23 protein-coding genes are annotated in these 22,278 nt (G+C 69.7%); 12 read left to right on the top strand and 11 right to left on the bottom strand.

What is annotated here, in order from left to right:
- Nucleotides 1-39: 39 nt before the first annotated feature.
- The 4 genes from AC07PU_RS42055 to lnt all read left to right on the top strand — a co-directional run bounded on the left by AC07PU_RS42055 (nt 40) and on the right by lnt (nt 3,873).
- Entirely contained in the window at nt 40-513 is a 474-nt protein-coding gene (locus AC07PU_RS42055; protein ID WP_057596999.1) for an Lrp/AsnC family transcriptional regulator, read from the top strand.
- A 109-nt stretch (nt 514-622) separates the two neighbouring features.
- The gene (locus AC07PU_RS42050) at nt 623-1,351 is read left to right on the top strand and encodes a GNAT family N-acetyltransferase (protein ID WP_093348314.1); all 729 of its coding nucleotides are present in this window, start codon (nt 623-625) and stop codon (nt 1,349-1,351) included.
- Nucleotides 1,352-1,471: 120 nt separating this feature from the next.
- Entirely contained in the window at nt 1,472-2,350 is an 879-nt protein-coding gene (locus AC07PU_RS42045; RefSeq protein WP_057596996.1) for a CorC family transporter, read from the top strand.
- Nucleotides 2,350-3,873: an apolipoprotein N-acyltransferase gene (lnt, locus tag AC07PU_RS42040; RefSeq protein ID WP_495323626.1), complete on the top strand. Its 1,524-nt coding sequence runs from the start codon at nt 2,350-2,352 to the stop codon at nt 3,871-3,873. Before AC07PU_RS42045 ends, lnt begins: the two co-directional genes overlap by 1 nt.
- A gap of 1 nt (nt 3,874) precedes the next feature.
- On the opposite strand, the gene AC07PU_RS42035 is transcribed toward lnt, so the two are convergent.
- From AC07PU_RS42035 to AC07PU_RS42000, 8 genes are all read right to left on the bottom strand, one after another.
- The gene (locus AC07PU_RS42035; RefSeq protein ID WP_495323625.1) at nt 3,875-5,254 is read right to left on the bottom strand and encodes an FAD-binding oxidoreductase; all 1,380 of its coding nucleotides are present in this window, start codon (nt 5,252-5,254) and stop codon (nt 3,875-3,877) included.
- Between the two features lie 7 nt (nt 5,255-5,261).
- Nucleotides 5,262-6,065 (bottom strand): ABC transporter permease, encoded by an 804-nt coding sequence (locus tag AC07PU_RS42030; protein WP_093348306.1) that lies wholly within the window; start codon nt 6,063-6,065, stop codon nt 5,262-5,264.
- Nucleotides 6,062-6,892, bottom strand: coding sequence for an ABC transporter ATP-binding protein (locus AC07PU_RS42025; RefSeq protein WP_495323624.1), 831 nt, complete (start codon nt 6,890-6,892; stop codon nt 6,062-6,064). Before AC07PU_RS42025 ends, AC07PU_RS42030 begins: the two co-directional genes overlap by 4 nt.
- Nucleotides 6,893-6,905: 13 nt before the next feature.
- Nucleotides 6,906-7,886 carry an ABC transporter substrate-binding protein gene (locus tag AC07PU_RS42020; RefSeq protein ID WP_296775169.1) on the bottom strand — a complete coding sequence of 327 codons (981 nt, stop codon included), beginning with the start codon at nt 7,884-7,886 and terminating at the stop codon, nt 6,906-6,908.
- Between the two features lie 65 nt (nt 7,887-7,951).
- Complete coding sequence (locus tag AC07PU_RS42015) at nt 7,952-8,815, bottom strand: creatininase family protein (RefSeq protein ID WP_093348298.1); 864 nt, start codon at nt 8,813-8,815, stop codon at nt 7,952-7,954.
- Nucleotides 8,816-8,855: 40 nt separating this feature from the next.
- Entirely contained in the window at nt 8,856-10,148 is a 1,293-nt protein-coding gene (locus AC07PU_RS42010; RefSeq protein ID WP_495323623.1) for an amidohydrolase family protein, read from the bottom strand.
- Nucleotides 10,145-10,732, bottom strand: a complete 588-nt coding sequence (locus AC07PU_RS42005) for an NAD(P)H-dependent oxidoreductase (protein ID WP_093348294.1) — start codon at nt 10,730-10,732, stop codon at nt 10,145-10,147. Before AC07PU_RS42005 ends, AC07PU_RS42010 begins: the two co-directional genes overlap by 4 nt.
- A gap of 125 nt (nt 10,733-10,857) precedes the next feature.
- Nucleotides 10,858-11,538 carry a TetR/AcrR family transcriptional regulator gene (locus AC07PU_RS42000; RefSeq protein WP_177239444.1) on the bottom strand — a complete coding sequence of 227 codons (681 nt, stop codon included), beginning with the start codon at nt 11,536-11,538 and terminating at the stop codon, nt 10,858-10,860.
- A 161-nt stretch (nt 11,539-11,699) separates the two neighbouring features.
- On the opposite strand from AC07PU_RS42000, the gene AC07PU_RS41995 reads away from it, so the two are divergent.
- The gene (locus AC07PU_RS41995; protein WP_093348292.1) at nt 11,700-12,770 is read left to right on the top strand and encodes an asparaginase; all 1,071 of its coding nucleotides are present in this window, start codon (nt 11,700-11,702) and stop codon (nt 12,768-12,770) included.
- 78 nt (nt 12,771-12,848) lie between these two features.
- Here AC07PU_RS41995 and AC07PU_RS41990 read toward each other — a convergent pair whose 3' ends face one another.
- Genes AC07PU_RS41990 through AC07PU_RS41980 form a run of 3 tightly spaced genes read right to left on the bottom strand, consistent with a single transcriptional unit; the run spans nt 12,849 to nt 15,521 of the window.
- Nucleotides 12,849-13,706 (bottom strand): phosphatase PAP2 family protein, encoded by an 858-nt coding sequence (locus AC07PU_RS41990; protein WP_495323622.1) that lies wholly within the window; start codon nt 13,704-13,706, stop codon nt 12,849-12,851.
- 10 nt (nt 13,707-13,716) lie between these two features.
- Nucleotides 13,717-14,535 (bottom strand): metallophosphoesterase family protein, encoded by an 819-nt coding sequence (locus AC07PU_RS41985; RefSeq protein ID WP_495323621.1) that lies wholly within the window; start codon nt 14,533-14,535, stop codon nt 13,717-13,719.
- On the bottom strand, nt 14,532-15,521 hold the full coding sequence (locus tag AC07PU_RS41980) for a diacylglycerol/lipid kinase family protein (protein WP_296775182.1): 990 nt from the start codon (nt 15,519-15,521) through the stop codon (nt 14,532-14,534). The genes AC07PU_RS41985 and AC07PU_RS41980 overlap by 4 nt, the downstream gene beginning before the upstream one ends.
- Nucleotides 15,522-15,794: 273 nt before the next feature.
- On the opposite strand from AC07PU_RS41980, the gene glyQ reads away from it, so the two are divergent.
- Genes glyQ through AC07PU_RS41945 form a run of 7 tightly spaced genes read left to right on the top strand, consistent with a single transcriptional unit; the run spans nt 15,795 to nt 22,194 of the window.
- Nucleotides 15,795-16,718 (top strand): glycine--tRNA ligase subunit alpha, encoded by a 924-nt coding sequence (gene glyQ, locus AC07PU_RS41975; RefSeq protein ID WP_431510567.1) that lies wholly within the window; start codon nt 15,795-15,797, stop codon nt 16,716-16,718.
- A 15-nt stretch (nt 16,719-16,733) separates the two neighbouring features.
- Nucleotides 16,734-18,866, top strand: a complete 2,133-nt coding sequence (gene glyS / locus AC07PU_RS41970) for a glycine--tRNA ligase subunit beta (protein ID WP_093348283.1) — start codon at nt 16,734-16,736, stop codon at nt 18,864-18,866.
- A gap of 27 nt (nt 18,867-18,893) precedes the next feature.
- Nucleotides 18,894-19,223 carry a hypothetical protein gene (locus tag AC07PU_RS41965; protein ID WP_495323620.1) on the top strand — a complete coding sequence of 110 codons (330 nt, stop codon included), beginning with the start codon at nt 18,894-18,896 and terminating at the stop codon, nt 19,221-19,223.
- Nucleotides 19,220-19,756 (top strand): DUF6036 family nucleotidyltransferase, encoded by a 537-nt coding sequence (locus AC07PU_RS41960; RefSeq protein ID WP_093348278.1) that lies wholly within the window; start codon nt 19,220-19,222, stop codon nt 19,754-19,756. The genes AC07PU_RS41965 and AC07PU_RS41960 overlap by 4 nt, the downstream gene beginning before the upstream one ends.
- Nucleotides 19,753-20,334 (top strand): D-glycero-beta-D-manno-heptose 1,7-bisphosphate 7-phosphatase, encoded by a 582-nt coding sequence (gene gmhB / locus AC07PU_RS41955; protein ID WP_172705816.1) that lies wholly within the window; start codon nt 19,753-19,755, stop codon nt 20,332-20,334. The genes AC07PU_RS41960 and gmhB overlap by 4 nt, the downstream gene beginning before the upstream one ends.
- On the top strand, nt 20,334-21,128 hold the full coding sequence (locus AC07PU_RS41950; protein ID WP_208510945.1) for a lysophospholipid acyltransferase family protein: 795 nt from the start codon (nt 20,334-20,336) through the stop codon (nt 21,126-21,128). The genes gmhB and AC07PU_RS41950 overlap by 1 nt, the downstream gene beginning before the upstream one ends.
- A gap of 58 nt (nt 21,129-21,186) precedes the next feature.
- On the top strand, nt 21,187-22,194 hold the full coding sequence (locus AC07PU_RS41945; protein WP_495323619.1) for a M48 family metallopeptidase: 1,008 nt from the start codon (nt 21,187-21,189) through the stop codon (nt 22,192-22,194).
- Nucleotides 22,195-22,278 lie beyond the last annotated feature (84 nt).

The raw sequence follows: 22,278 nt of genomic DNA, 5'->3' as shown, positions 1-22,278 counted from the left end.
TTCTTGGATAGATTGCAGGAAAAGTGCAAAAATCTCCTTATGGAAGCACTCGACAAGATAGATCGGCTGATTCTGCGCACGCTGCAAGCAGATGGCCGCGCCACCTACGACCAGATCGCCGAGCAGGTCAGCCTCTCGCCCAGCGCCGTGCTGCGCCGGGTCAAGCGGCTCGAGGAGCAGCGCGTGATCGACCGCTACGTGGCGCTGGTCAAGCCCGAGGCCGTCGGGCTGGGCCTCACGGCCTATCTCAACGTGCGGCTCGAAAAGCACACCGAGAGCCACAAGCGCAACCCCATGGACCTGTTCCGCGCCAGTGTGCAGACCTGGCCCGAAGTCGTCGAGTGCGCCGCCCTCACGGGCGAGATGGATTACCTGCTGCGCGTGGTCGTGGCCGACATGGCCCACTACAGCCGCTTCATCATGGACACCCTGCTCAAGCACCCGAGCGTGCAGGACTGCAAGACAAGTTTCGTGCTGGACCGTGTCAAAGCCACCACAGCCGTGCCGGTCTAGGCACGAAAAAGTTGCTCCGGACACACGCTTTCGGGTATTGATTCACAAATGAGTCACGAAAGTGTCCCGCCGGGCTTGTGGGTTAAGGGAAAACCCTTACATTCAAGCCATGCTTACCGCCAAGGACCTCCTCAGGGCATCCCTCGGCCTCGGCTCTTTTCTGAAGGCGCCGATGGTTGAGGCCCAACCACGCGCCGTTGCCGCGCCGCAGCCCGTCATGGTGCCGATCCGCTCGATCGGCCCGCGCGAGCGCGAGCGCATCGCGCGCCACCTGCTGGCGCTCAGCGCCCACGACCGCTACCTGCGCTTCGGCTATGCCGCGGGCGACGAGCAGGTGCAGCGCTATGTCGACGGCCTCGACTTCGACCGCGACGAACTGTTCGGCATCTACAACCGCAAGCTCGAGCTGATCGCGATGGCCCACCTGGCCTTCGCGCCCGACGACCAGCACAGCGACTGCGCCGAATTCGGTGTTTCCGTCTCGGCCCATGCCCGCGGACGCGGCTATGGCGCCCGGCTGTTCGAACGCGCCGTGGTCGTGGCGCGCAACGAGGGCGTGGGCATGCTGTTCATCCATGCGCTGAGCGAGAACGCCGCGATGCTCAAGATCGCGCGCAATGCCGGCGCCACCGTGGTGCGCAGCGGTTCCGAATCGGAAGCCCATCTGCAACTGCCGAGCGCCACCTTCGACAGCCGCATGAGCGAGATCGCGCTCGAGCACTACGCGGCGGTCGACTTCCACCTCAAGTCGCGCGCCAAGCAGTTCTGGGCCTTCCTGGCCAGCCTGCAGGAAGTCCGCAGCGGCGTGCGCGACGCGCGCGGCAAGTCCGCGCAATAAGGCCCTCGGGCGGCCCGGCCCTGCCCGGGAACGCTCCTTGCATACCCCCAGGCGGACCCGGTAGAGCCTGTCACATGCAATCCGGTATCCTTGCACTCCCCCCAACTACGCCCTCCCGCAGTGGCCGAACCTCACCCTGAACGCGCACCCGTCGAACGGGAAGACAAGCGCGGCTTTCTCCAGAAGCTCGCCGAATTCATCCATCCCGGTCCGGACTCGCGCGACGAGCTGATCGAAACCCTGGCGGATGCCGAAGACAACCAGGTGATCGGCGCCGAATCGCGCGTGATGCTCGAAGGCGTGCTGCGCATGGCCGACATGACGGCCGGCGACGTGATGGTCGCGGCGCCGCGCATGGACCTGGTCAACATCGACGCGCCCTACGACGCGCTGCTGCACCTGGTCATCGACACCGCGCACTCGCGCTTCCCGGTGTACGAGGGCGAGAAGGAAAACATCATCGGCATCCTGCTCGCGAAGGACCTGCTCAAGCTGCAGCGCGCGCCGGGCCTGAACATCCGCGCGCTGCTGCGGCCTGCCACCTTCGTGCCCGAGAGCAAGGGCCTGAACGACCTGCTGCGCGAATTCCGCGGCAACCGCAACCACCTGGCGATCGTCATCGACGAGTTCGGCCGCGTGGCCGGCCTGATCACCATCGAGGACGTGCTCGAGCAGATCGTCGGCGAGATCGAGGACGAGTTCGACATCGCCGAGGACGAGGGCGACATCTTCGGCCTGGCCGACCACACCTACCGCGTCTCGGGCGACACGCCGATCGAGCGCGTGGCCGAGGCCTTCGGCATCGTGTTCGACGAGGAACAGCTCAGCGAGGACTTCGACACCATCGGCGGCCTGATCGCGCACGAGATGGGCCACGTGCCCAAGCGCGGCGAGCACCATGCGATCGGCGGCTTCGACTTCGTGGTGCTGCACACCAAGGGCGGCGCGGTGCGCTGGTTCAAGGTGTCGCCGGCCCGCGGCGGCGACGCGGCCGACTGATGCGCGCCGCACTGCTGGCCCTGGCCTTCCTGCTGGCCGGACTGGGGCAGGCCGCCTCGATCGCCTTGCCCGGCTCGGGCCGGCCGATGTGGCTGCTGCAGCTGGTGTCGCTCGCCGTCTTCGCCTTCGGGCTGCGCCGGCTGCGCGAGCAGCAAGCGGGCTGGCGCCGCGCCGGGCTGCATGCCTGGCTGTTCTCCACCGCCTGGCTCAGCGGCACCTTCTGGTGGCTCTTCATCTCGATGCACACCTACGGAGGCCTCGCCGCGCCGCTGGCCGCGATCGCGGTGCTCGCACTCGCCGCCGCGCTCGGCCTGTACTACGCCTTCGCCGGCGCCTGGTTCGTGCGGCGCGGTCCGCGCGGCACGGTCACAGGCGCACTGGTCTTTGCCGCGCTGTGGACGCTGGCCGAGCTGGTGCGCGGCAGCTGGTTCACCGGCTTTCCCTGGGGCGCGGGCGGCTATGCGCATGTCGAGGGCCCGCTCTCGGGCTGGGCGCCGTGGATCGGCGTCTACGGCATCGGCGCCGTGGCGGCCCTGGCGGCCGCACTGGTCGCGCTGGCACGGCCCGCGGCCCGCGCCGAACTCGCGGGCGCGGCGTTGCTGGTCGCGGTCGTGTTCGGCTTTCCGCTCGTGGCTCAGCCCTCGCGCGGCGAAGCCGCGGGCACGCTGCAGGTCGCGCTGCTGCAGGGCAACATCGCGCAGGACGAGAAGTTCGTCCCCAACGGCGGCATCGAGAACGCGCTGCGCTGGTACGGCGAACAGCTGCGCGATGCCAGGGCCTCGCTGGTGGTCACGCCCGAGACCGCGATCCCGTTGCTGCCGCAGCAGCTGCCCGCGGGCTACCTCGAGGCGATCCAAGCACGCTATGCGAGCGGCAGCCAGGCGGCCGTGGTCGGCCTGCCGCTGGGCGACCGCCAGGGCTACACCAACACCGTGCTCGGCTTCCGGCCCGGCGCCGCCTCGGCCTACGCCTACAGCAAGCACCACCTCGTGCCCTTCGGCGAGTTCATTCCCTTCGGCTTCCGCTGGTTCATCGACATGATGAGCATCCCGCTCGGCGACTTCCGCAGCGGCGGCCTCGCGCAGCCCGCGCTCGCCTGGCAGGGCCAGCGCATCGCGCCGAACATCTGCTACGAGGACTTGTTCGGAGACGAGATCGGCGCCAACTTCCGCGACGCGGCGACGGCACCGACCATCCTGCTCAACGTCAGCAACATCGCCTGGTTCGGCGATTCGATCGCCATCGACCAGCATCTCGCGATCTCGCGCATGCGCGCGCTCGAGTTCGCGCGGCCGATGGTGCGCGCCACCAACACCGGCGCCACCGTGGTCATCGACGCCGAGGGCCGCGTGACCCATGCGCTGCCGCGGCTCACGCGCGGCGTGCTCGAGGCCCCGGTCGAGGGCCGCACCGGCCTCACGCCCTATGCGCGCTGGGTCGCGCACCTCGGGCTGTGGCCGCTGTGGGGCCTGGCCTGCGCGATCGTCGCGGTCGCCTTCGTGCGCCGTCGCCGCGCGGCCTGACTCAGGCCGCCACCGCGGCCGCGCGCGGCTTCACCGGCCAGTCGCGCAGCTTGCCGGGGTTCAGCAGGCCCAGCGGATCGAAGCGCCGCTTCACCGCGATCACCTCGGGCGGCAGCGGGCCGCCGGCCTTGCCGTCCTCGACGATGTTCACGTGCGGGTTGTTGATGTGCACCTCGTGCTCGCGGTGGATCTGCATGATCTCCTGCAGCCGTTCCTCGGTGCTGAAGCGCACCAGCTGCAGACCGCTGCAGGTCATCAGGCCCGCCACGTTGCGGATGAACTCCAGGTGCATCATCACCTCGCCGCCGAGCAGCTTCTCCATCTCGATGACCTGCGCCACGTGGCGCCCCGGCACGAAGCCGCTCTGCAGATAGGTCAGGGTCGGGTCGACCTTGAGCGCGTGCAGCGTCGTGTGGTTCCAGGTGAACTCCATCAGGGTGCGGTTGCTCTTCTGCACCTCGGCCGCGGTCTTGCGGTAGCTCACGGCGCCGCCGAAGCTCTCGACCAGCTGCAGCAGCGCCGGCTCGCTGGCCTCGGCCACCAGCGACAGCACCGTGTGGCAGCCCTTGGGCAGGTGCGCCGCGAGCTGCGCCAGGTGGTCCGAGATCGGCGCCGCATAGAACGACACCTCGCGCTTCACGATGCCCGGCGCGTTGGCGAGCCGGTCGGCGAAGTTCAGCGCACCCTCGAAATCGGAGAAGGTCACGAGCGTCTCGAGCCACGGATGCGCGGGCGCCAGCGCGACCTCGAGCTCGAGCACCAGCCCGTTGGTGCCCCACAGGTGGTGCATGCGCATCGCCTCGGCGCCCCGCAGCTCGACCACCTGGGGTTCGGGCTCGATGGTCATCGCTCGGATGCCGAGCACGTTGCCGGGCGCGCCCAGCGGGCCGTAGTTGATCGAGCCCACGCCGCCGAAGCCGCCGCCGAACAGGCCGCCGAGCGTGGCGCTGCGGTAGGTCGAGGGCACGCAGCGCATCTCCTGGCCGCTGGCCCTGGTCTGCTTCTCGAGCTCGCCCAGGCGGATGCCGGCCTGCGCGCGCGCCACGCCGGGCTGCACCCAGAGGCAGGCGTTGTAGCCGGTCATGTCGAGTACCACGCCGCCGGCCAGCGGCGTGGTCTGGCCGTAGTTGCCGGTGCCGCTGCCGCGCACGGTGATCGGCACGCCGTGGCGCGCGCAGGCGCCGACCACCGCGCGGATCTCGTCCTCGCTGCGCGGGCGCACCACCACGTCGGCATGCTTGCCCTCGAGCTGGCGCTTGAGCACCGGGCTGAACCAGGAGAAGTCCTGCGACAGCCGCACGACGCGGCCCTCGTCGGTGATCCAGTCGAGGTCGGGGAGTTCGAGCAGCAGCGGCCCGATGGAGGATTCTTGTGCGTTCATGTTGGGATCAGTCCTGGGAAAGTTCGCTCGCATGCCACGAGCCCAGCGCCACCTTGGTGAGCCAGGCCATCAGCACGAAGAGCGCGACGCCGGTGAGGGAAATCAGCAGCAGCGCGGCGAACATCCGCGGGATGTTCAGCTGGAAGCCCGCCTGCAGGATCTGGTAGGCCAGTCCCGCGCCCGAGCCGCCGGTGCCGGCCACGAACTCCGCCACCACCGCGCCGATCAGCGCGAGGCCGCTCGAGATGCGCAGGCCGCCGAAGAAGTAGGGCAGCGCACTCGGGATGCGCAGCCGCACCAGTTGCTGCCAGCGCGTGGCGCGGTTGAGCTTGAAGTAGCTCTGCAGGTCGGGATCGATGCTGCGCAGGCCCAGCGTGGTGTTGCTGATGATCGGGAACAGCGCCACCAGCGCCGCGCACACGGTCATCGCGGCCGTCGGGTTCTTGACCCAGATGATGATCAGCGGCGCCACCGCCACGATCGGCGTGACCTGCAGCAGCACCGCGTACGGAAAGAGCGCGGTCTCGATGCGCTTGCTCTGCACGAACAGGAACGAGATCAGCACGCCCGCCACCGTGGCGAGCACGAAGGACAGCACGGTGATCTTGAGCGTGACCAGCAACGCGTTGCCCAGCGGTGCCCAGTCGGTCACCAGCGTCTGCAGCATCAGCCAGGGGGAGGGCACGAGGTAGGGCGGCAGCTCCATCGCCACCACCATCCATTGCCACAGCGCGATCAGCAGCAGGCCGATCGCCATCGGATAGAGCACGCGCTGCACGCGCGGCTGGCTCAGCAGAGGCGTGCGGCTCATCGCGCCTGCTCCTCGTCGGCATGGCTGGCGCGCAGCAGGCTGTCCTGCAGCCGCCTGGCATGGCGCGCGAACTCGGGCGTGACCATGAAGTCGGCGCTGCGCGGATAGGGCTCGTCGATCTGGAACTGCTCGACCACGCGGCCGGGCCGCGCGGCCATCATCACCACGCGGCTCGAGAGGAACACGGCCTCGTGGATCGAGTGCGTCACGAAGATCACCGTGAGCTTCTTCTTGCGCCAGAGCTCGAGCAGGTCGGCGTCGAGCTTGTGGCGCGTGATCTCGTCGAGCGCGCCGAAGGGCTCGTCCATCAGCAGCAGGTCGGGCTGCGTGACCAGCCCGCGCGCGATCGACACCCGCATCTGCATGCCGCCCGAGAGCGCGCGCGGCAGCGCGCCCGCGAACTTCTCGAGGCCCACCAGCGCCAGCGACTCCATCACGCGCGCATCGGCCTCCTTGCGCGGCACGCCAGCCAGGTCGAGCGGCAGCCGCACGTTGGTCTGCACGCTGGCCCAGGGCATCAGCGTGGGCGACTGGAACACGAAGGACAGCTTGTGCGGGCAGTCATGCAGCTGCGCCACCGGCTTGCGCCACACCAGCAGCCGGCCGTCGCTGGGCTCGAGCATGCCCGCCACCATCTTGAGCAGCGTGCTCTTGCCGCAGCCCGAGGGACCGAGCAGCGTGACGAACTCGCCCTCGGCGATCGACAGGTCGACCGGCAGGAGCGCCTGCGTGCCATTGGGATAGGTCTTCTCGGCCGAGAGCACTTCCACCGCGGGCACGGCAGGCAGCGTCGGCGGCGCGAGGGTGTGGGGGTCGATGCGGTTCATGGCGTGGCGACGGTCAGGGCAGTACCTTGGCGTCCTTCACGAACTCGGTCGTGTAGGTCTTCGCGAGCTCGACCTTGGCCGGGTCGAGCAGCTTGGCGCTCACGAGGAAGTCGTAGCTGGCCTTGGCGCGCGTGTCGGTCATCACGCCGATGCCGAGCTTGGCCGCGTCGCCGCCCGTGATCATTCCCATCTCCTTGAGCTTGGCCACGCTGTAGGCGAGCTGGTCGTCGGTCATGTTGGGGTTGTCCTTCTTGATCAGCGCGTTGGCGGGTGCGGGATCGGCGAGGTAGCTCTTCCAGCCTTCGGCCGAGGCCTTGACGAAGGCCGCGACCTGCTTGCTGCGCTCCTTCACCGTCTTCTCCATGCACGACACGGTGGTGGCATAGGCCGGGAAGCCGTGGTCGCTGAACATCAGCACCGTGCTCTTCACGCCGGCCTTCTGGATCGCGTAGGGCTCGGAGGTCAGGTAGCCCTGCTGGGCCGTGTTCTTGTCGGCCACGAAGGGCTGGATGTTGAAGGTGTAGGGCCGGGTCTGCTCGTCCTTGAGGCCGAACTTGGCCTTGAGCCAGGGCCAGTAGCCACGGTTGGCCTGCGCGCCGATCAAGAGCGTCTTGCCCTTGAGGTCCTCGAAGCTCTTCACGTCGTCGTGCGCGATCAGCACCTGCGGGTCCTTCTGGAAGAAGGCCGCCACGTTGACCACCGGCACGCCGCCCTCGCGCACCTGCATCATCTGGATGTCGCTGGAACCCATGATGCAGTCGGCCTGGCCGGCCGCCATCATCTGCGTGATGTTGACCTGCGGGCCGCCCATCTTGATGGTCACGTCGAGGCCGTACTTCTTGTAGATGCCCTGCGCCACGGCCTGGTAGAAGCCGCCGTGCTCGGCCTGCGCGTACCAGTTGGTCATGTAGGTGAACTTGTCTTCGGCCTGCGCGGGCGCGGCGAGGAAGGCGATGGCGGCGGCGCCGGCCAGGGACAGTGCGAAGGAGCGCATGGGAGGACCTCTCTAGGGCGTGGGTGAAGAAAAAGGGGAAAGACGGGCCGATGCAAGAAGCAGGCTCAGGCCGGCGCGAAGGACTGCTGCACGAAGCCCTGCTGGTGGCCGCGCTCCCAGGTGGCTTCCTCGCGCACCACCCAGCGCAGCGCATGCAGCTCGGTCAGCGCCTGCACCCAGCTGTCGGACAGCGTGTCGAGGATCGCCTCGCCCTGTTCGCGCGTGGCGGTGGTCGGATCGCCGATCACGCCGCTGGGGCCGAAGTCGCGCGCGGTCCAGGCGCAGGCCGGGCGGCCGTCGGCCGACAGCAGCTTGATCGGGAAGGGCGGCGGGAAGTTGGCCACCGCGCGCTCCATGTGCACCGTCTCGGGCGCGAGCGCGAGCATCAGCGCGGTCTCGGAATGGCCGGCATGCATCGCGAGCTTCTTCTCCTGCTCGCTCACCTGCTTGCTGGCCGCGCTCGGCAGCCGCGACACGCCGTGCGGCACCACCACGAAGTCGCCATGGCGCAGCCGCAGCTCGCGCGCCGCCATCTCGAGCACCTGCGGCTGGCCGCCGTGGCCGTTGGCGAACAGCAGCTTGCGAAAGCCCGCGCGGTAGACCGACTCGCCGATCTCGGTCACGGTCGACAGCAGCGTGGTGCCGGTCAGCGTCATCGTGCCCGGGAAGTGCAGGTGCTCTTCCGACTTGCCGTAGGTGATGGTGGGCAGCGCGAAGGCGCGCACCTCGGCCGGCAGCTTCTCGAGCGCCTTGCCCATCACGCCTGAGCTGATCACGCTGTCGACCGAGCACGGCAGGTGCGGGCCGTGCTGCTCGATCGCGCCGCAGGGCAGCACGATGACCGTGTTCTCGCGGTCGGGCAGCGCGGCGATCTCGGTCCAGCTCAGGTAGGGCAGGAAGCGGTGGGGAGGGATGTAGCCGTGGAGCATGGGGACGGTCCTTGGAGTGGTTCTGTTCGTTGAAGAGGGCTCAGGCGCTGATGGCGCCGCCGTGCTCGCGCCAGGTCGCCGGCACCTCGCCGTGCGCGACGCGGCCCGCGCGCAGCACCACGCGCGATGCGCTGCGCGAGGGCCAGCCGAAGCGGTCGGCCGCGCCGAAGAGCACGAGGTCGGCGCTCGCGCCGACGAGCGTCGGGCGTTGCACGCTGGCGTCGCGGCGCAGCCAGTCGGCGCGGCACAGCGCCTCCGACCAGGTCTCGAACGGCTCGTCGAGCTGCGCCACCAGCGCGGCCGTGCCCAGCGCTTCCACCGGATCGAAGCTGCCGAGCCGGCAGAACGGGTCCTGCACGTTGTCGCTCGCGAACAGCAGCGGGATGCCGCGCTCGCGCGCCTCCTTCACCAGCGTGATGCCGCGCCGGCGCGGCGTGCGGCCGGTCACGGCGTCCTGCAGCAGCAGGTTGGTGGCAGGCAGCGAGACCACCGTGATCGGCGCGCGCGCCACCGCGTCGAGCGTGGCCAGGGCCTGCGCCTCGGGCTGTTCCGCGAGCGCGCAGACGTGGCCGCAGACCACGCGGCCTTCGTAGCCGATCTCGGCCAGGATGCGCGCGGTGGCCGCCAGGCCCGTGGCCGAGGCATTGAGCTCCTCGTCCACGTGCAGGTCGATGTCGAGCTCGCAGGCCTGCGCCGCGCGCAGCAGGTTGCGCAGCGCGTTCTCGCTCCAGTTGGTGGAATGCACGAAGCCGCCGAGCAGCGCGTGCGGCCCGGTGGCCTTCACCTGCTTCGCGAGCCGCAGCGCCTGCGCCGCGTCCTCGAACAGCGGCAGCTTGATCAGGCTCACCTGCTCGAGCCGCACGCGGCCTGCCCATTCCTGCGCCAGCTCGGCCATCACCGGCCAGGCCATCGGCAGGGCATCGGGCTCCCACCAGTCGACATGCGTGCGCAGGTGCGTGGTGCCGCATTCCCAGGCCCATTGCAGCCCGCGCGCCGCGCGTTCGCGCACGTCGGCCGGGGTCCAGTTCACGCGGTCGGCCAGCATCGCGTCGATGGCGCCGAGCAGTCCGGGCTGCACCGCCTTCATGCGCGGCAGCGTGAAGACCTTGTCGAGGTGCGTGTGGGCATCGACGAAGCCCGGCAGCGCGAGCGTGCCGCCGAGGTCCCAGCCCGCGGCGGGCGTCGGGGCATCGTCCGCGGGGCGCAGCGACTGCACGCGGCCGCCCTCGATCGCGAGCCGTGCGAGCACCGGCACGCCGTCGCGCTGCGGCCAGTCGGCCGGCAGCAGCCAGCGCGGCAGGCGCAGCCGGTCGAGCAGCACGGGCGCGTTCATGCGAAGCGCGCCATGGCGTTGCCGACCTTGGCCATGAAGCGCTTGAGCTGGGGCTCGGTCGCCACGTTCATGTGGTAGTGGGCGTGGTAGTCGACCTTGGCGCCATGCCCGGTCAGCCGCTTCATGTAGCGCGTGACGATCTTGCGCGGCGGGTCGCCCATGTACATCGCCACCCAGCGCGGGCGGCCGTAGGTGACCACGGCGCTGATGCGCTTGATGTGCGTGAGCATCGGCTTCACGTTGGCGGGGTCGCTGATGTCGAAGGCCACGCCCGGCATGAACAGCCGGTCGAAGTAGCCCTTGAGCATGGCCGGCAGGCCGAAGCACCAGGTCGGGAAGCAGAACACGATGCCCTCGGCCCACTGCAGCCGCTCGACGTAGGGCTTGAGCGGCAGCTGGTTGGCCGGCACCTCGTGGTAGCCCAGCCGCTCCTCGCGCGACAGCACCGGATCGAAGCCCTCGGCATAGAGGTCGCAGTCGTCGACCTCGTGGCCGGCCGCGCGCAGATTCTTCAGCACCTCCTGGTGCAGGGCGGCATGGAAGCTGGTTTCGACCGGATGGCAGTAGACGACGAGCACGCGCATGGTGTTTGACCGCTTAATCAGAGCAAGTGGTCAGGTTTAGCAAGCGACGTGCCAGCGCGGACGCACCGGATTGGGGCCGGTGCGGTTTCTGGCGGGGGAGGAAAGCGCCTGGGCGGCGCGCGCTGCTAGCTCGCGCGGATGCCGCAGCCGGCCAGCACGAAGGCCACCAGCTCGCGCGCGATCGGCTCGCGGTCGATCGGCGCGTCGGGCGGCAGGCCCAGCATCACGCGGGTCTGGATCGCGTAGTCGGCGTAGCTCTGGGTCATGGCCCAGACGTGCATCAGCAGGATGCGCGCATCGAGCGGGCGCATCTGGCCGCGCGCGATCCAGCCGTTGATGATGTCGACCTTCTTCTGCGTCCAGGCGCGCGCGTTGGGCCAGTAGCGGTCGAGGTTGCGGCCACCGTCGAGGATCTCGCGCGTGAAGATGCGCGACATCTCGGGGCTGTCGATCGCATGGTCGAGCTTCTTGCGGATGTAGTCGCCGAGCACCGTCGCCGGGTCGCTCGCGTCCTCGAACGAGAACACCACCTTCCACGCATGCAGCACCTGCATCAGCAGTTCTTCGTACAGCTCTTCCTTGCCGACGATGTAGTAGTGCAGCTGCGGCTTGGTGAGGCCGGCGCGTGCCGCGATGGCCTGGGTCGAGGTGCCCTTGAGGCCATGCAGGCTGAACTCCGCGATCGCCGCGGCGCGGATCGCCGCCATGATGCGTTCGCGGCCCGGGCGCGCGCGCGACAGCGGCCCGTCGGGCGCGGGCATTTCCTGGGCGGTCGAGACGGGAAGGGCGGCGGAGTCGGCGTTCATGGCGAGGGAGTGGCGCGGCGTGCGCGCGGTGGATGGTAATCCTTGCGCCCCCACGGCCGCATGACCGCATGCCATGCCGGCATGGCCGCGCCGGGCAGCCGGGCATGGTTCATGTATCTTCTCGCCGCCTCGAAAAATTCATTCAACACAAGGAGTTCTCCATGTACCTTTCCCCTCGCTTCAGGGCCCTCGCGGCCGGTGCCGCGATGCTGGCGGCCAGCGCGCTCGCGCAGGCGCAGCAGGCGCTCCCCAACGTGGTGATCCTGGCCACCGGCGGCACCATCGCGGGCGCCGGCGCCTCGGCCGTCAACAGCGCCACCTACGCGGCCGCCAAGGTCGGTGTCGAGAAGCTGATCGCGGGCCTGCCCGAGCTCTCCAAGGTCGCCAACGTGCGCGGCGAACAGGTGTTCCAGGTCGCGTCAGAGAGCCTCACCAACGACAACCTGCTCACGCTCGCCAAGCGCGTGTCGGCGCTGTCGAAGCAGAGCGACGTCGACGGCATCGTGATCACGCACGGCACCGACACGCTCGAAGAAACCGCCTACTTCCTGACCCTGACCGTGCACACCTCCAAGCCGATCGTGGTGGTCGGTTCGATGCGTCCGGGCACCGCGCTGTCGGCCGACGGCGCGCTCAACCTGTACGACGCCGTGACGGTGGCCGGCAGCAAGGACGCCGCGGGCAAGGGCGTGCTGGTGACGATGGGCGACAACATCGACACCGGCCGCGACGTGAGCAAGAGCGTGAACATCAAGACCAGCGCCTTCTCGAGCCAGTGGGGCCCGCTGGGCATGGTGGTCGAGGGCAAGAACTACTGGTTCCGCGCGCCCGTGAAGCGCCACACCATGAACTCGGAGTTCGACATCGACCAGATCAACGCGCTGCCGCCGGTCGAGATCGCCATGGGCTACGAGGGCGTGTCCTCGACCGCCATCGACGCGCTCGCCAAGAGCGGCATCAAGGCACTGATCCATGGCGGCACCGGCAACGGCTCGGTCGCCGACCGCATCGTGCCGAACCTGCAGAAGGTGCGCGCCGACGGCATCGTTGTCATCCGCAGCTCGCGCGTGCCCGACGGCTTCGTGATCCGCAACGCCGAGCAGCCCGACGACAAGTACGACTGGGTGGTGGCGCACGACCTGCGCCCGCAGAAGGCGCGCATCCTCGCGATGGTCGCGCTGACGAAGACCAGCGACACCAAGGAACTGCAGCGCATCTTCTGGGAATACTGATCCCTCGATCCGCGTCGGTCGCCAGGGCCGCGCCGCTTCCGCGAGGAAGGGCGCGGCCCTTTTTCTTTCGCGGCCGGTTCAGCGCGCGAGCCGCCGCTGGCGATGCCGCGCGAACTCCAGCCCGCCCACGCACACCAGCAGCCAGGCCAGCCCGGTCAGCAGGCCCGCCACCACGTCGCTCGCGAAGTGCACCTGCAGGAAGATCCGGCTGCAGGCGATGGTGACGATCGCGGCGGCGCCGGTCATCGCCGCCGCCACGTGCCAGCGCGGCGGCAGCAGGCGCAGCGCGAGATAGACCAGCATGCCGTAGCTCACGATCGCGCCCGCGCTGTGGCCGCTCGGGAAGCTGTAGCTGGTCTCGTGCGCCAGGCCGTGGTCGTGCAGCGGCCGGGCGCGCGCGAAGATCTGCTTGAGCGCCGGGTTCAGCAGCACGATCCCCACCAGCGCCATCGACCAGCCGAGCGCCAGGCCGCGATGGGAACGGTGCCACAGCAGCAGCGCCACCAGCACCGCCACCGGCGCCAAGGTGGCGAAGTCGCCGAGCCGCGTAAGCCAGCTGAACGCAAGGATCACGCCGTGCGGCATGTGCTGCGCGATCGCATCGGTCAGGGCCTGGTCGGCCAGGCCCAGCGTGCGGCCGTCGCCGAGGTTGGAGGCGATCCAGGCGAACAGGCTCGAGGCGCCGAGGATCGCCGCGAAGCCGAGCACCAGCGCGAGCACCAGCCGCGGTTCGTCGGGCTCTTCCTCGGCGGCCAGCGCGAGCCGGCGGCGCTGCGCCATCCAGCAGGCCAGGCCGGCGATCAGCACCGAGGCCAGCAGCAGCGAGAGGAAGCCGCCCAGCGCATGGGCGCCGAGCTGTTCGGCATGCGCGACGAGGGCGGGCGGGTGGGGGAGGGGAGCGGAAGGAAGGGAAGGGACGGGGACTGCCGATGACATGCGGCGCACCCTAAAGCGGTGCCGCTGCGCTGGCAAGCGAAAGCCTTACGGCGTCGGCGAGCACGAAGGCCTGGCGCTCGGCCGCATAGTCCCAGCGCTCGACCGCGCAGGCGCGCGCGCCGTCGTCGCGCCGCACCACGTTGACCGAGTTCGGATGTCCCGCGCGCACGCGCCACGACACGGCCGTGCCCGCCTGCACCGCCCACATCGGCCGCGGGCAATCGACGAAGCACTCGTGCAGCGGCAGCACGAAGGGCAGGTGGATGTGGCCGCCGAGCACCAGGTCGGCGCCGGCCGCTGCCCAGCGCGCCACCGCGGCCTCGCCGCCGTGCAGCCGGTTGCCGATGTCCTCGCGCCGCGTCACCGCCACCGGCTGGTGCGTGACCACCACGCGCAGCTGCGACGGCGCCGCCGCGGCCAGCCGACGCGCCACGCGCTCAACCTGCGCGCGCGACACCTCGCCGTCCTCGTGGCGCCAGCGGCGCGTGGTCTTGACGCCGATCGCCAGCCAGCCGGGCGTGTCGACCACCGGCTCGAGCTCGTCGCCGAAGGCTTCGCTGTAGCGGCCATAGGGCGCGAAGGCGCGCGCCGCGAGCTGGAACAGCGGGATGTCGTGGTTGCCCGGGACCGCCAGCAGCGCCCGCGGCGCCAGCCGGTCGACGAAGGCGCGCGCGGCCGCGAACTGCGCGCGCGTGGCGCGCTGCGTGATGTCGCCCGACAGCACCAGCAGTTCGGGCGCGAGCTCGCGCGCCAGCCGCTCGAGCGCCGCCAGCACCGGCGGTTGCTCGGTGCCGAAGTGCGGATCGGAAACCTGCAGCAACACGCTCATTGCTTGGCCGCCTCGAGCTCGGGCGCCACGTCGGGCCGCACCAGCCACAGCGGCTCGGGCGAGACGCGGAACAGGAGCGGCATCTCGGCCCAGCCGATTTCGCCGTCGGTCGCCACCTTCACGCGCCGCGGGCCGCGGCTGCCCGCGCGGCCGATGCGCACCGTCATCGATTCGAAGGGAAAGCTCAGCACCTCGTCGGCCTCGCCGAGCCGCCCGAGCGCGCCGCGCAGCAGCAGCCCCGGCATCGACAGCAGGCCATGCGGCTTGAGCGCCACCGCGGCCAGCTGCCCCTGCTCGGGCGCATCGGCATGCTCGATGCCGATCTGCAGCAGCTGCAGCGGGTTGTTGCCGACGAACAGCGTGGGCGTGCGGATCGCGCGCTCCTGGCCGCGCCAGCCCATGCGCAGGTCGAGCGTGCGGTGGCCGCGCAGCACGGTCAGCAGGCCGGCGCCGAGCGCGATCAGGCGGTTGCGACCGTAGCGCGACTTGTAATGCTCGCGTTCCTCGAGCAGCTGGGCATACAGGCCCAGGCTGGCGTTGACCAGGAAGGCGCGGTCGTTGAGCAGCCCGACCTGCACCGGCCGCGGCGGCTGGGTCAGCAGCACCTCGAGCGCCTGCGCGGTGTCGCGCGGAATGCCGTGGGCGCGGCTGAAGTAGTTGAAGGTGCCTTGCGGCAGCACGCCGAAGGCGCAGCCGCTGCCCAGCGTGGCCTGGGCCACGGCATTGATCGTGCCGTCGCCGCCCGCGGCCACCACCACGCCGCCGGCGGCGCGCGCGCGCTCCACCGCCTCGCGCGCCAGCGCGCGCAGGCTGCCGGGGCCGTCGTCGGCACTGCCGCGGTCGACCGTGAAGATGCGCAGCCGGCGGTCGGCCGCGGCGCAGCCTTCCTCGATGACCTGGCGGGCCTGGACGGCGTCCTCGCTGCCGGAGGCGGCATTGAGCACGATGAAGAGCGGGGTGTTCGGGCCGGTCTCGGGCACTGGCATGGGGCGTGTGGGGCTGGGGCTCGTGGGGGAGGGACGTCGGATCGGCGTGGCGGGCGGGCGTTCCCGGCCCGCATGAAAAGCGCCGGCCGCGCGGCCGTCGGAAGACGATGGCCCGCGCGGACCCCGGTTTGTCGCACGGCCCGTGTCCGCTGCGTGGCAGGCGCCTTCCCGACCCGCTGTGGGAGAGTTGCCCTCCGCCCGTAAAATCGCGGGCTTTCGCGGCGCACCGCCGCGCTTTCGTCCAACGCCCGGCCGCGCCGGCCGGCACCCTTCATGTTGACCTTCCAGCAAATCATTCTCAAATTGCAGTCGTACTGGGCCGACAAGGGCTGCGCGCTGCTGCAACCGTACGACATGGAAGTGGGCGCGGGCACCTCGCACACCGCCACCTTTCTGCGCGCGCTCGGCCCCGAGCCCTGGAAGGCCGCCTACGTGCAGCCCAGCCGCCGCCCCAAGGACGGCCGCTACGGCGAGAACCCCAACCGCGGCCAGCACTACTACCAGTACCAGGTCGTGCTCAAGCCCGCGCCCGCGAACATCCTCGAGCTCTACCTCGGCAGCCTCGAGGCGCTGGGCTTCGACCTCAAGAAGAACGACATCCGCTTCGTCGAGGACGACTGGGAGAACCCCACGCTCGGCGCCTGGGGCCTGGGCTGGGAGGTCTGGCTCAACGGCATGGAGGTGACGCAGTTCACCTACTTCCAGCAGGTCGGCGGCATCGACTGCAAGCCGATCACCGGCGAGATCACCTACGGCCTCGAGCGCCTGGCCATGTACCTGCAGGGCGTGGAGAACATGTACGACCTGGTGTGGACCGAAGGCCACGGCGGCGCCAAGCTCAGCTACGGCGACGTGTTCAAGCAGAACGAGGTCGAACAGTCGGCCTACAACTTCGAGCACTCCGACGCCGAGTTCCTGTTCACCGCCTTCGCCGCGCACGAGAAGCAGGCCAGGCACCTGATGGCCGAGCAGCTCGCGCTGCCGGCCTACGAGCAGGTGCTCAAGGCCGCGCACAGCTTCAACCTGCTCGACGCGCGCGGCGCGATCAGCGTGACCGAACGCGCGGCCTACATCGGCCGCATCCGCAACCTCGCGCGCAGCGTGGCGCAGAGCTACTACGACAGCCGGGAACGGCTGGGCTTCCCGATGGCACCGCGCGAATGGGTCGCGCAGATCGCACCGAAGAAGGCCGCCTGAGCGATGACGACCCCCATGAACAAGACCTCCCTGCTGGTTGAACTGTTTGTCGAAGAACTGCCGCCGAAGGCGCTGAAGAAGCTCGGCGAGGCCTTCGCGGGCGTGCTGCGCGAACAGCTCGTGGCCCAGGGCCTGGCCGAGGCCGGCTCGGTGCTCACGCCCTTCGCCTCGCCGCGCCGCCTGGCCGCGCACCTCACGCACGTGGCCGAGCGCGCCGCCGACAAGGCCGTCTCGCAGAAGCTGATGCCCGTCGCCGTGGGGCTCGATGCCTCGGGCCAGCCCACGCCCGCGCTGCTCAAGCGCCTGGGTGCGCTCGGCGCCGACGCCTCGGCCGTGCCCGGCCTCAAGCGCGCCATGGACGGCAAGGCCGAAGCCCTGTTCTACGAGAGCACGGCCAAGGGCGCCACGCTGGCCGAAGGCCTGCAGAAGGCACTGGCCGAAGCCATCGCCAAGCTGCCGATCCCCAAGGTCATGAGCTACCAGCTCGAGAGCGGCTGCGAGCTGCCGGGCTGGACCAGCGTGAGCTTCGTGCGCCCCGCGCACGGCCTGGTCGCGCTGCATGGCGATGCCGTGGTGCCCGTCGAGGCGCTGGGCCTCCAGGCCGGCCGCGAAACGCACGGCCACCGCTTCGAGGCCGCGGTCGATCCCGTGGTGCTGCGCAACGCCGACAGCTATGCGCTGCAGCTGCAGGACGAGGGCGCGGTGATCGCGAGCTTCGAGGCGCGCCGCGCCGAGATCGCGCGCCAGCTCGCCGCGGCGGCGGTCCAGGTCGGCGGCGGCTCGGTGCCGATCCACGACGACGCGCTGCTCGACGAGGTCACGGCGCTGGTCGAACGGCCCAACGTGCTGGTCTGCAGCTTCGAGCGCGAGTTCCTCGAGGTGCCGCAGGAATGCCTGATCCTCACGATGAAGGCGAACCAGAAGTACTTCCCGCTGCTTGACGCCTCGAGCAGGCTCACCAACCGGTTCCTGGTCGTCAGCAACATCAGCCCCGACGATGCCAGCGCCGTCATCGGCGGCAACGAGCGCGTGGTGCGCCCGCGCCTGGCCGACGCCAAGTTCTTCTTCGACCAGGACCGCAAGAAGACGCTGGCCTCGCGCGTCGCGTCGCTGGGCAAGGTGGTCTATCACAACAAGCTCGGCACCCAGGGCGAACGCGTGGAGCGCGTGATGCGCATCGCGCGTGCCATCGCCGACCAGCTGGGCAATGCCGAGGTGGCGCGCCAGGCCGTGCAGGCCGCCCAGCTGGCCAAGGCCGACCTCGTGACCGACATGGTCGGCGAGTTCCCCGAGCTGCAGGGCATCATGGGCCGCTACTACGCGCAGCACGACGGCCTCGACGCGGCCGTGGCCGATGCCATCGAGGACCACTACAAGCCGCGCTTCGCGGGCGACGAACTGCCGCGCAACAGCGTCGGCCTGGTGGTCGCGCTGGCCGACAAGCTCGAAACCCTGGTCGGCATGTTCGGCATCGGCAACCTGCCCACCGGCGACCGCGATCCGTTCGCGTTGCGCCGCCATGCGCTCGGCACCATCCGCATGCTGATCGAGAAGAACCTGCCGCTGGACCTCGACGCGCTGCTGGCCGAGGCCGCCGCGCAGTTCAAGGACATCGCTGGCTTCGATGCCTCCAAGGCCACGGTCGAACTGCAGGACTTCATCCTCGACCGCCTCGCCGGCAGCCTGCGCGAGCAGGGCGCCAGCGCGCAGGAAGTCGATGCCGTGCTGGCCCCGCGCCCGCAGCGCCTGGGCCAGGTGCCCCAGCTGCTCGCGGCCGTGCGCGCCTTCGCCGTGCTGCCCGCCGCCGCCGCGCTGGCCGCGGCCAACAAGCGCATCGGCAACATCCTCAAGAAGGCCCCCGAAGCCGACGCCCACGTCAGCGAGCTGCTGCTGCAGGAGCCCGCCGAGAAGGCACTGCATGCCGCCATGGCGCAGGTGGTGCCCGCCGCCAACGCCCAGTTCGATGCCGGCGACTACACCGCCTCGCTGCAGACCCTGGCCGCGCTGCGCGAACCGGTCGACGCCTTCTTCGACGGCGTGATGGTCAATGCCGAGCAGGCCGACCTGCGGCTCAACCGGCTGGGGCTGCTGATGTCGCTGCATGCCGCGATGAACCGCGTGGCGCAGCTCGAGCGGCTGGCTGTCTGAAGACCGTCGCTCGATAATCGATCGCGCATGAACCGGCAACAGCAACTGGATCAGTTCTCCCTCGCCCTGCACCAGCGGGCGGTGGCGGTGCTGCGCCAGGAGCCCGCGTTGCGCGAGCAGGCCCGCCGCACCCTCGAACGCTGGCGTCAGCAGTCGGGTCCCACGCGCTCCGACGTGCTGTGGGACGAGTGGGAGCGTCTTCTCGCCGGCGATGTCGGCGTGCTCGAAGATGCCGCGCTCGTCGAGTCCGAGCATGGACAGCTCATGCGCAGCGTGTCGCCGCTCGGCGGTCTCGTCTCGCAGGTCGAACGAATGGCATTGCTCAAGCAGGCGCGCGAGCAGGCCGCGACCCCATGAAGCTCGAAGAATTGCAGCACGTGTTGCGCGCTTCCGCGGCGATCTCGAAAGAAAGTTCTTTTGTGGTCGTCGGCAGTCAGGCCGTGCTGCTGCTGCTCGATCAACCGCCCGAGTCGCTGCTGGTGTCGCGCGAAATCGATCTCTACCCCGCACTGCATCCGGAACGCGCCGATCTGATCGACGGGGCGATCGGCATGCACTCGAGCTTTCACGAGACCTTCGGTTATTTCGCCGACGGTGTCGGGCCCGAGACCGCCGTCATGCCCGGCGACTGGATGAGTCGAGCCAGCCTGCACTACGTCGGCGAGATCACGGCCATCTGCCCGGAACTGCACGACCTGGTCGTTTCCAAGTGCGTGGCCGGTCGCGAGAAGGACGCCGATTTCGTTCGCGAGCTGTTGAAGCAGGACCTGGTATCGCTCGACACGCTGGTGCAGCGCATCGGCATGCTGGACGCGGCGAAGTATCCGCTGCCGCATCTGGTCGCCTGGGTGAAGCGGCGCAAGCTGGAGTCGGAAGGAACACCTCCATGAAACTCGTGATCCTCGACCGCAACGGCACGATCAACGTGCACCGCGAAGACTTCGTGAAGAGCGACACCGAGTGGACGCCGCTGCCCGGTGCGCTCGAGGCCGTGGCGCGACTCAACCATGCGGGCTGGCACGTGGTGATCGCGTCGAACCAGTCGGGTCTGGGGCGCGGCCTGTTCGACATGGCCTCGCTCAACGCGATGCACGCCAAGATGCACAAGATGCTCGCGGCCGTGGGCGGGCGCGTCGATGCGGTGTTCTATTGCCCGCACAGCCCCGACGAGGACTGCGAATGCCGCAAGCCCAAGCCGGGCCTGTTCCAGCAGATCGGCGACCGCTTCGGCATCGACCTGGCGGGCGTGCCCACCGCGGGCGACAGCCTGCGCGACCTGCAGGCCGGCGCGGCCGCCGGCTGCGAACCGCACCTGCTGCTGACCGGCATGGGCGCGGCCTGCCGCGGCTTCGATCCGCTGCCTCCCGAATATCCGGCGGACACGAGGGTGCACGAAGACCTCGCCGCTTTCGTCGACTTTTTGCTCGCGCGCGAGGCGCGGGCCGAATCCATGCAGGTGGCTCTCTGATGGCGTTGCTCCGTTCCGTTCTCCACGCGTTGTGGATGTTCGTCACCGTCGTCCCCTGGGCGATCATCATGCTGGTGTGCTCGATCTGGATGCGCGGCATACCGCTGTACTGGATGGCGGCGCGCTGGCTCTCCTGGGCGGTCGGCAGCGGCGCGCGTGCGCTGCTGGGCATCCGGCTGCGCGTGAGCGGCATGGAGAACCTGCCGGCCGACAAGCTCGCGGGCGCGATCCTGCTGGTCAAGCACCAGTCCACGCTCGAGACCTTCCTGATGCCCACGCTGATGCCGCATCCGCTGGCCTACGTGTTCAAGAAGGAGCTGCTCTACGTGCCCTTCTTCGGCTGGGCCATGGGCCGGCTCGACATGATCCACATCGATCGCAGCCAACGCGCCCAGGCCTTCAACAAGGTGGTGAGCCAGGGCCGCAAGCTGCTCGCGCAGGGCATCTGGATCATCATGTTCCCCGAGGGCACGCGCATCCCGCGCGGCCAGAAAGGCACCTACAAGAGCGGCGGCACGCGCCTGGCCTGCGAGACCGGCGTGCCCGTGATCCCGATCGCCGTGACCTCGGCCAAGGTCTGGCCGCGCAAGGCCTTCGTCAAGCGCGCCGGCGTGGTCGACGTGTCGATCGGCGTGCCGATCTCGAGCGCGGGCCGCAAGCCCGACGAGCTGATGCGCGAGGTCGAGGCTTGGATCGAGGCCGAGATGCATCGCCTCGATCCCGAGGCGTACCGCGATGCCGATGCCACCGGTGGCGTGGCCGGCAGCAGCGCCACGGTCGAGAAGGCGGGTTGAAGGCGCGCGCGTCTTCGGCCGTCGTCCCTTCCTTGTCGTCCATCATCGGGAACCACGCATGCGGGAGCTGATGCAGCTGGCGCTGGACCTGTTCGGCGATGGCGCCGTGGCCGCGCCACCGCCGCCCGCCGCGCCGCGCGGGCGCAAGAGCCCGGGCCCGGCGCGGCCACGCACGCGCCAGCCCGGTAGCCTCGTGCCCGACGCGCTGCCCTTCGCGGTGCCGCCGGTGGTGGCCGTGCCCACCACCACGGTGCCACTGGTCGAGGACTCGCGTCCGGCCGTGCCGCTGGCCGACACCCTGACGCCCGCGAGCTTCGTGCATCCGCAGGCATCGCGCGAGCTGATGCTGGGCGCGGCGCGCGTCGCCTACGAATTCAAGCGCGGCAAGCGCCGCACCATCGGTTTCGTCGTCGGCGCCGAGGGCCTGTCGGTGCGTGCGCCGCGCTGGGTCGCGCTGCGCGACGTCGATGCCGCCGTCCGCGAGAAGAGCGACTGGATCCTGCGCAAGCTCGCCGAGACCCAGCAGCGCCACGCGCGCGTCGAGGCCACGCGCATCGACTGGAAGGACGGCGCGGGCTTTCCTTTCCTCGGCGAACCGGTGGTGGTGCGGCTCGATCCGAAGCATGGGTTCGAGGGCGTGGGCGGTGCGCTCGACGCGGGCGACGGCACCGGTCCGCGGCTGCTGCGCCTGGCCGTGGCGCAGAACGCCGAGCCGGCGCAGATCCGCGACGCGGCGCAGGCCTGGTTGATGCGGCAGGCACGCAAGCTGTTCATCGAGCGGCTCGATCACTTTGCGCCGCTGCTGGGGGTGCGGTGGGCGAAGCTGTCGTTGTCGAATGCGGCGACGCGGTGGGGGAGTGCGAGTGCGGATGGGTCGATACGGCTGAACTGGCGGTTGATCCACTTTCGGTTGTCTGTGGTCGATTACGTGGTGGCGCATGAGTTGGCGCATCTGCGGGTGATGGATCACTCGCATCGGTTCTGGGAGACGGTGGAGAGCGTCGTGCCTGACTACGATGTGTTGAGGCAGCAGTTGAAGGATGAGGCTGTGCCTCGGTGGGGGTGAGCTTTTTTTGAGGCTGTTGGCCGGGTCTCGCCCCGGCGGGCGAGTCACTTTCTTTTGCTTCGCCAAAAGAAAGTAACCAAAGAA

This window comes from Variovorax sp. GW821-FHT10D07 (assembly GCF_059415325.1).
Note: the sequence above shows the minus strand (reverse complement) of the source record. Positions and strands in the feature narration are given on the sequence as shown.

Bases quoted from the DNA above. Each gene is read 5' to 3' on its own strand.
- AC07PU_RS42005 (WP_093348294.1), bottom strand. From the start codon at position 10,732: ATGCGCGTGCTCGTCGTCTACTGCCATCCGGTCGAAACCAGCTTCCAT.
- AC07PU_RS42025 (WP_495323624.1), bottom strand. From the start codon at position 6,892: ATGAACCGCATCGACCCCCACACCCTCGCGCCGCCGACGCTGCCTGCC.
- AC07PU_RS41985 (WP_495323621.1), bottom strand. From the start codon at position 14,535: ATGAGCGTGTTGCTGCAGGTTTCCGATCCGCACTTCGGCACCGAGCAA.
- AC07PU_RS41945 (WP_495323619.1), top strand. From the start codon at position 21,187: ATGCGGGAGCTGATGCAGCTGGCGCTGGACCTGTTCGGCGATGGCGCC.
- AC07PU_RS41960 (WP_093348278.1), top strand. From the start codon at position 19,220: ATGAAGCTCGAAGAATTGCAGCACGTGTTGCGCGCTTCCGCGGCGATC.
- AC07PU_RS42050 (WP_093348314.1), top strand. From the start codon at position 623: ATGCTTACCGCCAAGGACCTCCTCAGGGCATCCCTCGGCCTCGGCTCT.
- gmhB (WP_172705816.1), top strand. From the start codon at position 19,753: ATGAAACTCGTGATCCTCGACCGCAACGGCACGATCAACGTGCACCGC.
- AC07PU_RS42030 (WP_093348306.1), bottom strand. From the start codon at position 6,065: ATGAGCCGCACGCCTCTGCTGAGCCAGCCGCGCGTGCAGCGCGTGCTC.
- glyS (WP_093348283.1), top strand. From the start codon at position 16,734: ATGAACAAGACCTCCCTGCTGGTTGAACTGTTTGTCGAAGAACTGCCG.
- AC07PU_RS41990 (WP_495323622.1), bottom strand. From the start codon at position 13,706: ATGTCATCGGCAGTCCCCGTCCCTTCCCTTCCTTCCGCTCCCCTCCCC.
- AC07PU_RS41995 (WP_093348292.1), top strand. From the start codon at position 11,700: ATGTACCTTTCCCCTCGCTTCAGGGCCCTCGCGGCCGGTGCCGCGATG.
- AC07PU_RS42035 (WP_495323625.1), bottom strand. From the start codon at position 5,254: ATGAACGCACAAGAATCCTCCATCGGGCCGCTGCTGCTCGAACTCCCC.
- AC07PU_RS41950 (WP_208510945.1), top strand. From the start codon at position 20,334: ATGGCGTTGCTCCGTTCCGTTCTCCACGCGTTGTGGATGTTCGTCACC.
- lnt (WP_495323626.1), top strand. From the start codon at position 2,350: ATGCGCGCCGCACTGCTGGCCCTGGCCTTCCTGCTGGCCGGACTGGGG.
- AC07PU_RS41965 (WP_495323620.1), top strand. From the start codon at position 18,894: ATGAACCGGCAACAGCAACTGGATCAGTTCTCCCTCGCCCTGCACCAG.
- AC07PU_RS42020 (WP_296775169.1), bottom strand. From the start codon at position 7,886: ATGCGCTCCTTCGCACTGTCCCTGGCCGGCGCCGCCGCCATCGCCTTC.
- AC07PU_RS42015 (WP_093348298.1), bottom strand. From the start codon at position 8,815: ATGCTCCACGGCTACATCCCTCCCCACCGCTTCCTGCCCTACCTGAGC.
- AC07PU_RS42000 (WP_177239444.1), bottom strand. From the start codon at position 11,538: ATGAACGCCGACTCCGCCGCCCTTCCCGTCTCGACCGCCCAGGAAATG.
- AC07PU_RS41980 (WP_296775182.1), bottom strand. From the start codon at position 15,521: ATGCCAGTGCCCGAGACCGGCCCGAACACCCCGCTCTTCATCGTGCTC.
- AC07PU_RS42010 (WP_495323623.1), bottom strand. From the start codon at position 10,148: ATGAACGCGCCCGTGCTGCTCGACCGGCTGCGCCTGCCGCGCTGGCTG.
- glyQ (WP_431510567.1), top strand. From the start codon at position 15,795: ATGTTGACCTTCCAGCAAATCATTCTCAAATTGCAGTCGTACTGGGCC.
- AC07PU_RS42055 (WP_057596999.1), top strand. From the start codon at position 40: ATGGAAGCACTCGACAAGATAGATCGGCTGATTCTGCGCACGCTGCAA.